Below are 1,385 nucleotides of genomic sequence, written 5' to 3' on the forward strand. Positions count from 1 at the left end.
GACTGGGCGAGCTGTGTCGGCACTGACCGCCGCGAGCGGATCGATCACCCCGGCGCCGACGACGTCGTCGCGTCCACCGGGCGGGTGGTGGGCGGTGGCCTTGATCCGGTCCATCACCTGCCGCGGTGTCCAATCCGGGAAGCGGGCCCGGACCAGCGCTGCCAGACCACTGACCACCGGGGCGGCGAAACTGGTGCCGTGAACCGGCGATCCGGCAACGGTGTTGGCCATCGCGTCGGCGACGGTGCTCAGCGACAGCACGCCCTCGCCGGGGGCGGCCACGTCGACCCAGGGGCCGGGCAAGGTGAATGCCGACGGCGCACCGTGGGCGTCCACCGAGCCGACGGTCAGCACGTAGTCGTCGTACCAGGCCGGGGTGACGATCATCGGCCCGTCGGCATCACACCCGTCGTCGGTGTTGCCCGCCGCGGCGACCACCACGGCGTTTCTCACCTCAACCGCATAAGCCAGCGCGGCGCCGAGCGCCCGGTCGTCCAGACCGGAGCCGGCCGGCAGACAGGCTACCGCCGAGATGTTGATCACCGACGCCCCCAGGTCGGCTGCGGTGCGCACCGCCTTCGCCAGTGTGTCGACATCGCCGACGCCAGGGGCGTCCCCGGCGGCGGCGAACCTGGCGCTGGACTGGCGGATTCCGATAACGGTGGCCAGCGGCGCCAGGCCCGCGAACCGATCGATCGCCGGATCGGCTGCGGCCCCGATGATTCCGGCGACCAGCGTGCCGTGCCCGTCGCAGTCCTGGGCGCCGTCGCCGGTGGACACATAATCGCCACCGCCCACCAGGCCGGGCAGCCGCCGATGCGGCGCGACCCCGGTGTCGATCACTGCCACCCGCTGGCCGGCACCGCGGGTCAGCGCCCACACCGCGGGCAGGTCCAGCCCGTCGAGCTGGGTGACCGGCACATCCGGCTGCAGCGTCGGTACCCCGCACACCTCGCGTTGCACCGTTGCGCGTGCCGGTGCGGCCGGCCCGGCGGCAGGCAGCAGCGCACTGTCGATCGGCGGCGGCGCGACCGCGTGTGCCGGCGGCACCCACTGGGTGGTCCCGGCGATCAGCGCCGCCGCCGACAGCCGGGCGATCCGAATGACCTTGGCGCCACGCATCACTCAGCCCAGATTCAGTCCGCGAACGGCGCCGTAAAGCCCGCAGAGCCAGCAGGCCAGCGGCAGCAGCGCGCTCAATGCCACACTCTCCAGCACTTCGGCGCCGCGGCGGGCCAACGGGGACCGGATCGGCGCCGTGAAACCGAGAACGACCGCGGCGCCGGACGCCGCGACCGCCACCACCGCCGGCCACAGCCGGTGCGGTGGCGTGTCGAGCGCGGCTGACAATACGGCGATGCCCATCGCGGCTGCCCCACCGGCCA

The 1,385-nt window shown here is 73.5% G+C and carries 1 protein-coding gene and 1 pseudogene; both read right to left on the reverse strand.

Annotated features, from left to right (window positions below; translation table 11 throughout):
- Positions 1 to 1,122 (reverse strand): type VII secretion-associated serine protease mycosin (gene mycP / locus DQP56_RS24245; RefSeq protein ID WP_234825816.1); only part of this gene is annotated, 1,122 nt, incomplete at its 3' end.
- Between the two features lie 3 nt (positions 1,123 to 1,125).
- Positions 1,126 to 1,385: pseudogene (locus DQP56_RS24250) on the reverse strand (type VII secretion integral membrane protein EccD); the annotation flags it as partial.

Origin of the sequence: Mycolicibacter senuensis (genome assembly GCF_003284925.1) — a bacterium.
Classification (GTDB): Bacteria; Actinomycetota; Actinomycetes; order Mycobacteriales; family Mycobacteriaceae; genus Mycobacterium; species Mycobacterium algericum_A.